The sequence below is a fragment of the Pseudomonas sp. D47 genome (genome assembly GCF_045447305.1).
Lineage (GTDB): Bacteria > Pseudomonadota > Gammaproteobacteria > Pseudomonadales > Pseudomonadaceae > Aquipseudomonas.
On record NZ_JBJGXU010000217.1, the window covers coordinates 1 to 291 of the forward strand.

A 291-nucleotide genomic window follows, 5' to 3' on the forward strand; every position below is an offset into this window, starting at 1 on the left:
CCCGCCGATGTCCCGAGGATTGGTGATAGGCCCGTTGTAGTTGCCAGTCACCATCATGCACATGCAGTTCGCCGTGAAGGCATAGATGTGGTACAGCGGCAGCGGCGCGATCATCACTTCCTGACCTTCGCGTAGCAGCGGCTGACCGTCGCGGCCGAACTGCCCGAGGCAGGCCCGCGCCTGTTGCATGTTCGCCACCAGGTTGCCGTGGGTCAGCATGGCGCCCTTGGCCAGGCCGGTGGTGCCGCCGGTGTATTGCACCACCGCGATGTCGTCGAGGCTGATGTTCAT

Annotated in this window: 1 protein-coding gene; it reads right to left on the minus strand. The window is 63.9% G+C overall.

Annotated features, from left to right (window positions below; all coding sequences use genetic code 11):
- On the minus strand, positions 1-291 hold a 291-nt coding region (locus ACI77I_RS32290; protein ID WP_407000273.1), incomplete at both ends, for an AMP-binding protein.